This window comes from Bradyrhizobium sp. UBA2491 (assembly GCF_002341725.1).
Lineage (GTDB): Bacteria > Pseudomonadota > Alphaproteobacteria > Rhizobiales > Xanthobacteraceae > Bradyrhizobium.
On record NZ_DDOP01000100.1, the window covers coordinates 95,738 to 103,346 of the forward strand.

A 7,609-nucleotide genomic window follows, 5' to 3' on the forward strand; every position below is an offset into this window, starting at 1 on the left:
GCTTCAGAAATTCTGCCAACTCGTGAGCAACGCGAGGCCGAACAGCGCCAGCGCGCCGACGACGAAGCCGAACACGAACATGCCGATCCCGCCGCGGCGCTTCGGCACGACCGCGGGTGCGGGCGGCGGCGCCGCCGGCGCTTCGGCGACCGGAAGCGGCGTCGCCACCATCGCGTGCTCGCGCTCGATCATGCGGCGTGCGACATAGTCAGTGACGGCGTCGACGATGACCGGCACGTCGTGCGATTCGGCGAGCACGATGCGGCCGAACCTGGTGTCCTGCACGAAGCGGTAGATGCGCTTGTCGCGCCCCATCAGCACATGGGCGACGACGTCGATCCATAGCCGCGGGGTCTCGCCCTGGCTGATGCCGCGGTCGAACAGGTCGACCTTGTCGGGCACCTGCGCGAACAGGGGATCGAGCGCCTCGTTGAGGATCTCGAGCCGCGCCACCTCGGCATCGCGCAACTCGACCACCACGCCGGTGCGGTCGGCGGCCTCGATCCGGGCCCGCCGCAGCGCCTCACGCAGCGTCGGCCGCATATCGCGCGCCTCGCTGCCGGTATTCTGCGGATCGGACATGCCTTGCGGTCTCGCACTGACGGGTTTCCGGGACGTTAACCTATCAGCAACCATGACGCCCGCAAAGGGCGTTGGTTCCCAAGCACTTAGGCCGCCACTTATCCCCAGATCAAATGCCCCGGGCCGGGTCCCGGAAACGGTCGACCCCACCCGGATGAACCGGATGGGGCCGCCGTCCTTGGACGTCTTCTTAGCTCTGATGATTTTGGCGGTTACGCCGAAACCCGCGACGGCTCCTCAACGATGGAGAAGCGCACGCCGGCCTTGTGGCGGCTCTCCTCGGAGACTTCCTTCCAGCACTCTTCGGCTTCCTTGCGGGTCTTGAACGGACCGCGGACCTGAGCCGAGCCTTCGACGAGCTTGTGGAAGTTCATCGAGCCGAACTCGCCGCCGATCACCCAGAAATTGCTGCCCTTGCTCATCGTCAGTCTCCTCTAAAATTCGGGCCGCCTCTGCTCGGCCGCCTGAAACCTGATCCTCGCCGCCTGTTCGCCGGAGCGACATTCTTGACAGAGCATCGCGAAGCGCGTGTCAGGAGATAAACGCGAAAAGGCGAAGTTCGTATAGATAGCTTGTTTCTTATTGGTGATGTCATGTAACATCTGAACTTGTAATAAATGTCGATTTGTAAATTTTGTCACAAAATAGGTCAGGAAGACTGCCATGCCCGGCGAGTCCGGAAAGAAGCTGTTCGTCGGGCCGCGGTTCCGGCGGATCCGCCAGCAATTGGGGCTGTCGCAGACCCAGATCGCCGAGGGGCTCGGCATCTCGCCCTCCTACATCAACCTGATCGAGCGCAACCAGCGCCCGGTGACGGCGCAGATCCTGCTGCGGCTGGCCGAGACCTACGACCTCGACCTGCGCGACCTCGCCACTGCCGACGAGGACCGCTTTTTCGCGGAACTTAACGAGATCTTCTCCGATCCACTGTTCCGCCAGATCGACCTGCCGAAGCAGGAGCTGCGCGACCTCGCCGAGCTCTGCCCGGGCGTGACCCATGCGCTGCAACGGCTCTATGCCGCATACACCGAGGCGCGCCGCGGCGAGACGCTGGTGGCGGCGCAGATGGCCGACCGCCGCGAGGGCTCGCAATTCGACGCCAACCCGATCGAGCGGGTGCGTGACCTGATCGAGGCCAACCGCAACTATTTTCCGGAGCTCGAGACCGCAGCGGAAAATCTGCGCGACGAGCTCAACGTGCCGACCGAGGGCCTGTTCACGGCGCTCGCCGCGCGTTTGCGCGAAAAGCATTCGATCGTCTGCCGCGTGATGCCGGTCGACGTGATGCGCGAGACGCTGCGCCGTTTCGACCGGCACCGCCGGCAGCTCCTGATCTCCGAACTGGTCGACAGCTCCGGCCGCAACTTCCAGCTCGCGCTCCAGATCGGCTTCGTCGAATGCGGCGCCGCGATCGACGCCATCGTCAGCCGCGCCGGCGCACTCGACGACACCGCGCGCAGGCTCTACCGCATCACGCTCGCCAACTACTTCGCGGCCGCCGCGATGATGCCCTATCCGACATTTCATTCCGCGGCCGAAGCGCTCAGCTATGACGTCCACGTGCTGGCGCAGCGCTTCAACGCCGGCTTCGAGCAGGTCTGCCACCGCCTCACCACGCTGCAACGGCCGAACGCGCGCGGCGTGCCGTTCTTCCTGCTGCGGGTCGACACCGCCGGCAACGTGTCGAAACGGTTCTCCTCGGGTACCTTCCCGTTCTCCAAGTTCGGCGGCACCTGCCCGCTCTGGAACGTGCATTCGACCTTCGACGTGCCCGACCGCCTGCTTAGCCAGGTGATCGAGCTGCCCGACGGCACGCGCTACTTCTCGATCGCGCAGACCGTGCGGCGGCCGGTGGCGCCCTACCCGCAGCCGCAGCCACGCTTTGCGATCGGGCTCGGCTGCGAGATCCGTCATGCGGCAAAGCTCGTCTATGCGACCGGTATCGACCTGGAAAAGACCGAAGGCACCCCGATCGGCGTCAACTGCCGGCTCTGCGAGCGCGAGAATTGCAGCCAGCGCGCCGAGCCGCCGATCACGCGCACCTTGATCCTGGACGAGACCACGCGTCGGGTGTCGTCGTTCGCATTCTCGAATGCGCGGGAATTGTAGGCTCGTCTCAATTCTCCCCTGGAGGAGAAGGGCTATGCGTCAATCGACCGCGGCAAAGGCCTTGCACCAGCCGTCCTTGCTGATCGTCCCCTCGACCACCTTGCAGCCATCGGGCGCGACGAACAGCGTGCACAGGCCGCAGGAGTAGATGCCGTTCGGCGCGCCCTGATATTCGGCCTGCGGCTTTGTCATCTTGTCGGAAGCTGCCGCAGTTCGCAGCAGAAGTGCGGCGGGAAGTCCTGCGATCGCGACACCGATGAAGGCGCGCCGCGAGCGCCCGGCTTGTTGTTTGGCCATTGGAGTTGTGTCTCCATTTGCGAGCGGCTGTCATCCTACCGATCATTGCGAGCGATGCGAAGCAGTCCGTCCGGTAGCCGCCAAGTTCGGTGTCATCACCCGCGAAAGCCTTGCGGGTGATGACACCGAAGGAGCTGTGTGGCCATAGCGCCAGCTACTCGCCGTCGTCCCTGCGCAGGCAGAGACCATACTCTTCACGAAGAGGCTTGCGTCATCGGCAAATCAACGCTAGGGGGCCGCGCCCGGCAGGCCAAACGGCGCGGCGATCGCGCGGGCCCATCGCGGCCGCCAAGCCAGGGTGAGCGTAACGGCGATCGCCGCAACGCTGATCGTGGTCGCCCACAGCACAGTGCCGAAACCTGCGCCATCGCGCAGCAGCGCGAGAGCAAGGCCGAGTGCCAGCAGCCCGTAACCGCCGACGCGAAGCCGCCAGACCTGCCGCCGTGATGGCGCACCCTGACCGATCGCCCGCCCCCAATGCCGCGGCTGAGCGAGCGCCAACGCGGCAAAGCCGCAATAGGCGGCCGCAAGCAACGCGACGAGCAACATCGCCTCACGCATGCTCCGCCGTCCCTTCCACTGCAAGCGGTGTCAGGCGCGCCGCCGCGCGTAGCCGCCATGCCGTAACAGCGGCGATTGCTGCGCAGAGTAGCAGGAGGATGTCCATTCCTGCGACAGGCCAGAGATAAGGTTGCGTCAGGCTACGGAGCAGATGATCGCCGGTGGTGACGGCATTGAGCGTCACAGCGACGATGGCGAGAACACCGATCGCACCGGCCTGCTCGCGCCAGGCCCGCACGCCGGGCCGCACTCCGGCATGCACAAAGGTAGCGAGCCAGGCCAAATAGAACACCCAGACCTCGAGCGCGGCCTTGTCTGCCAGATTGGCCGGCAACGCCCGATTGGCAACGAAGAAAGCCAGGGTCGCGGCGATGATGCCGCTCGTGCCGCCGACCGCGAGCGCCTCAACGACGCGAACGCCGTGCAGCCCGAGACTCACATGCCGCTTGCGCCGGGATTCCAGCCAGAACAGAAATCCGGTCAGGATCAGTACGCAGCCGGCAACGCCCAGCACAAAGTAAATCCAGCGGAGCGCCCAATTCTGGAACTGGATGACGTGGAGCCCGAACAGAAAGCGAAAGCTCGTCATGACCGGCGCCAGTTCGGAACGCTGGAACAGCAGCCTTCCAGTGGCACCGTCGAAGAACGCGGTACTTGCCGCGCTGGTGATGCGATCGGCATTGGAAACGTTGAGCTGGACATAGGCCGCGGCGTCGCCGGGATTGAAGACCGTCAGCGACGCCAGTTCGCTACCAGGCCACAGCCGGCGCACCTGCTCGGCCATGGCATCGAGCGATGCCAGTTCGCCGGGCCTGTTGGCCTTCGGCCGCGCGAACGAACTGAAGGCCCCCTGGTTGAACGTGCGCAGATTGGTCACGCCATACGCCGAAACCCAGCCGCTCATGAAATACAGATTGTAGAAAATGACGAGGCCAGACAGCGTGATGACGAAATGAAAGGGCAGTCCGAGCACCCCGGCTATATTGTGCAAATCGAGGATCGCGCGTCGTGGCCTTCGTTCCGGCCGAAAGGTGAAGAAGTCTGCAAAAATTCGGCGATGGATGATGACGCCGGACACGCACAGCGCCAACATCGCCATGCTGGCGGCGCCGACCAGCCACAGGCCGAGATTCATGAAGCGCAAATGTAGATGGTAGTGGAACGGATACAAGAATCCGCTCGCCGCCAGTGTCCCGGGATCCCCAAGCTCATGCCCGTCTGCGGGATCATGGTAGTGCGACTGGATTCCCCGCGCGCCAAACCAGGCGGTGCGCGCCACCGGCAGGCGATCGTTGGGGAGGAACACGTTCCAAGTCGCGGCCCGGTCGGCCACGGCATCGCGATAGGTCGAACGCTGGGCGTCGAGCGACAGCGTGCCGGACGGCATTGCGAGCCGGGTCGACGGCGCCATCCAGCGGTCGATCTCCTTGTCGAATACCGACAGCGTGCCCATCCAGAAGATCGCGAACAACAGCCCGCCAACCACCACGCCCGCCCACGTGTGCAGCCAGTTCATCGATTGCCGGAAGGTCGGCTCCATCCTATCCACCGTGACGATGCAGCAGTGCGACCAGCGCGAGGGCCACGGCCGCGAACCCGGAAAGTCCGAGCACGAGCCGCGACAGTTTCTGCACCGAGAAACCCCAGAGCAGCAGCGCCAGATAGATCAGGAAGCCGAGCATCGAGGCCAGCACCACGGCCTCGCTGCGCGCCAGGCCAGTCGACAACGGCAGCCCCACCGCAAGCAGCGCGACGATGACGGACGTGGCGCCGTAGCCGCCGACCACGACAGTGATGACGCGCAACGATGTCTGCAACCTGCCCCGGCTCATGTCCCGTCAGAAGTTGAAGGTGGTGGAGACGAGGTAGGTACGCGGCGCGCCGAGCGTGATCACGCCGCTATAAGCGGAAGCCCAGTAGGCTTTGTTGAACAGGTTCTCGATATTGGCGCGGACCACGATCGGCTTGCCGTTCCAGGGCGAGATGAACGTATAGCGTGCGCCGAGATCGACCCGCGTCCATTCCGGCAGCGTGACGAGATTGGCTACGTCGACATATTGCGACGACGTGTAGATCACCCGCCCGGTCAGCGTCAGGTCGTGCAGGAACGGGGTGTCCCACTCGGCGCCGATATTGGCGTTGAAGCCGGGCACGCCGACCGCCTTCTTGCCGTCGTTGATGCCGCCGGCGGTCTTCTCCTGCACGCCGTCGATCATGGCTACGCCGCCGAGCAAGCGGAACGATGGCGTGAGCTCGCCGAACACGTTGAGCTCGACACCGCGGTTGCGCTGGCGGCCGTTGAGTTGCTGCGTCGCCAGCAAGCCGGAGCCAACAGTGATGATGCTCGGCTGCGAAATATCGAAGTAACCCATCGTTGCGGTGATCCGGCCCATATCGACCTTGACACCGCCCTCGGCCTGCGTGGTCTGGGCCGGCGGAAACACCGTTCCGGCATTGGCGAAGGTGCCGCCTACGACGACCGGCGTCTGAAGCCCTTCGATGTAGTTGGCATACAGCGAGACGTTCTCGACCGGCTTCACCACCAGCGCGTAGGCCGGGGTCCAGACCGAGGTGTCGGTCTCTGGCCGGCTCAGCGTCGGCGTCAGATAGTTCGTGACCTCGCTGCCGGCGGTCTGGCGACGTACGCCGACCGTGAGCTGGACGCGCTTGTCGAGGATCGACATGGTGTCGGACACGCCGACGCTCCACAGGTCGACGCCGGTCAACTGGTTGGCTGCGAGCGTCGTGAAGTTCGGCAGCGGGATATTGGTCGGTTCGGTGTACAGATTCCAGAAGATCTGACTACCGGGAATCCGGACTCGCTGCGTGTAGGTGCGGTCATTGATCGCGTAGTTGAGGTTGACCGCGTGATTGACCGGCCCGGTATCCACCGTGGCGCGGACGCCGGCTTCGCCCGCCAGCGTCTCGAAGGTCTCCTTTCCGGTGAACGGCGTCGACCGCAGGCCACCGAGCTGGAAGGCGCCGGGAGGCGAGGCCAGCGCGCCGGGCACGGCGTTGCTGAGGATCGGCGACGGATAGGCATAGTTGATGTTGCTGTCGTGATAGCCGAACGCCGCATAGGCGGTCACCTGGTCGGTGACGTCGACCTCACCGCGAACCGTCGAGAAGAAATCGGTCGGCGCATAATACGCCCACGGTACCTGGAAATTGCTACCCGGCTTGGGCGGTGGCGGAATGATGCTGGAGCCGACGGTGAAGAAACGCAGCGGTGGGTTGAGATTGTCGGCCTGGTAGCCGATATCGACGGCCAGGCGCGCGCGCTCGCCGCGATAGTCGATGCCGATCACAGCGTTACCGAACTCGTCAGTCTGGCGATTCCACGGCGTGTTGCCGTTCGAATAGGTGCTGTTCAGCCGAACACCCCACTCCTTGTTCTCGCCGTAGCGCCTGCTGACGTCGATGGTCTCGCCGAACTGCGACTTCGAGGCATAGGTCGTGGTGAGCTGGGTGATATCGACGTCGGGCGCGTGCTTCGTGACCAGATTGACGCTGCCACCGACCGCCCCGCCGCTCGATACGCCGGTACCGCCGGTAGTCATGCCGTTGAGCAGCGCGCTTGGGCCCTTGAGGACTTCGACGCGCTCGACGAAATTGGCGCCGGTCGAATAATATGGCGCGATTCCGTACAGGCCGTTCAGTCCGTAGTCACCGCTGTCGTAGTAGAAGCCGCGGATGAACAGGCTGTCGGCGCCGCCGCCGGCTGCCTGGATCACCCGCACCGACGGGTCGTTGATCAGCACGTCGCGGATCGTGCGCGCCTGCTGGTTCTGGATCAGCTCGGCGGTGTAGCTCGTCTGGTTGAACGGCGTGTCCATCACGCTGCGATTCCCAAGCAGCCCGAGGCCTGCGCCGCTCGCGACCTGGCCGCCGGCGTACGGCGACGGCGGCGCGCCAAGCGTTGCGGTCGGTGGCGTCAGATAACGAACCGGCGCCGTCTGCCGTAGCGGCGCAGCCGCCTGCTGCCGGCGCACCGGCGCGCGCGCCGTCGCACGCCGGGTCGGCGCGGCGCGGCGCACGGTCGGGGCTTTCGGCTGATCAA

General features: G+C 64.9%; 8 protein-coding genes. 1 reads left to right on the top strand and 7 read right to left on the bottom strand.

Translation table 11 applies throughout. The features are described 5' to 3' along the window. Positions 1-3: 3 nt before the first annotated feature. Positions 4-582 carry a hypothetical protein gene (locus B2W55_RS32830; RefSeq protein ID WP_024580431.1) on the bottom strand — a complete coding sequence of 193 codons (579 nt, stop codon included), beginning with the start codon at positions 580-582 and terminating at the stop codon, positions 4-6. Positions 583-794: 212 nt separating this feature from the next. After that, positions 795-1,004, bottom strand: coding sequence for a DUF4170 domain-containing protein (locus B2W55_RS32835; protein ID WP_016839740.1), 210 nt, complete (start codon positions 1,002-1,004; stop codon positions 795-797). A 241-nt stretch (positions 1,005-1,245) separates the two neighbouring features. Between B2W55_RS32835 and B2W55_RS32840 the strand changes: the two genes are divergently transcribed. Then, positions 1,246-2,691 carry a helix-turn-helix domain-containing protein gene (locus B2W55_RS32840; protein WP_024580430.1) on the top strand — a complete coding sequence of 482 codons (1,446 nt, stop codon included), beginning with the start codon at positions 1,246-1,248 and terminating at the stop codon, positions 2,689-2,691. 39 nt (positions 2,692-2,730) lie between these two features. On the opposite strand, the gene B2W55_RS32845 is transcribed toward B2W55_RS32840, so the two are convergent. The 5 genes from B2W55_RS32845 to B2W55_RS32865 all read right to left on the bottom strand — a co-directional run. Beyond that, entirely contained in the window at positions 2,731-2,988 is a 258-nt protein-coding gene (locus B2W55_RS32845; RefSeq protein ID WP_024580429.1) for a hypothetical protein, read from the bottom strand. Positions 2,989-3,216: 228 nt separating this feature from the next. Then, on the bottom strand, positions 3,217-3,549 hold the full coding sequence (locus B2W55_RS32850) for a DUF3325 domain-containing protein (RefSeq protein ID WP_024580428.1): 333 nt from the start codon (positions 3,547-3,549) through the stop codon (positions 3,217-3,219). Beyond that, on the bottom strand, positions 3,542-5,089 hold the full coding sequence (locus B2W55_RS32855) for a PepSY-associated TM helix domain-containing protein (protein ID WP_024580427.1): 1,548 nt from the start codon (positions 5,087-5,089) through the stop codon (positions 3,542-3,544). Before B2W55_RS32855 ends, B2W55_RS32850 begins: the two co-directional genes overlap by 8 nt. A gap of 1 nt (position 5,090) precedes the next feature. Next, positions 5,091-5,354 (bottom strand): hypothetical protein, encoded by a 264-nt coding sequence (locus B2W55_RS32860; protein ID WP_244442173.1) that lies wholly within the window; start codon positions 5,352-5,354, stop codon positions 5,091-5,093. Positions 5,355-5,387: 33 nt separating this feature from the next. Continuing rightward, positions 5,388-7,609 (bottom strand): TonB-dependent receptor (locus tag B2W55_RS32865; RefSeq protein WP_349678889.1); only part of this gene is annotated, 2,222 nt, incomplete at its 5' end.

Excerpts from the sequence above, each read along its gene's own strand:
- B2W55_RS32830 (WP_024580431.1), bottom strand. The coding sequence starts at position 582 with ATGTCCGATCCGCAGAATACCGGCAGCGAGGCGCGCGATATGCGGCCG.
- B2W55_RS32835 (WP_016839740.1), bottom strand. The coding sequence starts at position 1,004 with ATGAGCAAGGGCAGCAATTTCTGGGTGATCGGCGGCGAGTTCGGCTCG.
- B2W55_RS32840 (WP_024580430.1), top strand. The coding sequence starts at position 1,246 with ATGCCCGGCGAGTCCGGAAAGAAGCTGTTCGTCGGGCCGCGGTTCCGG.
- B2W55_RS32845 (WP_024580429.1), bottom strand. The coding sequence starts at position 2,988 with ATGGCCAAACAACAAGCCGGGCGCTCGCGGCGCGCCTTCATCGGTGTC.
- B2W55_RS32850 (WP_024580428.1), bottom strand. The coding sequence starts at position 3,549 with ATGCGTGAGGCGATGTTGCTCGTCGCGTTGCTTGCGGCCGCCTATTGC.
- B2W55_RS32855 (WP_024580427.1), bottom strand. The coding sequence starts at position 5,089 with ATGGAGCCGACCTTCCGGCAATCGATGAACTGGCTGCACACGTGGGCG.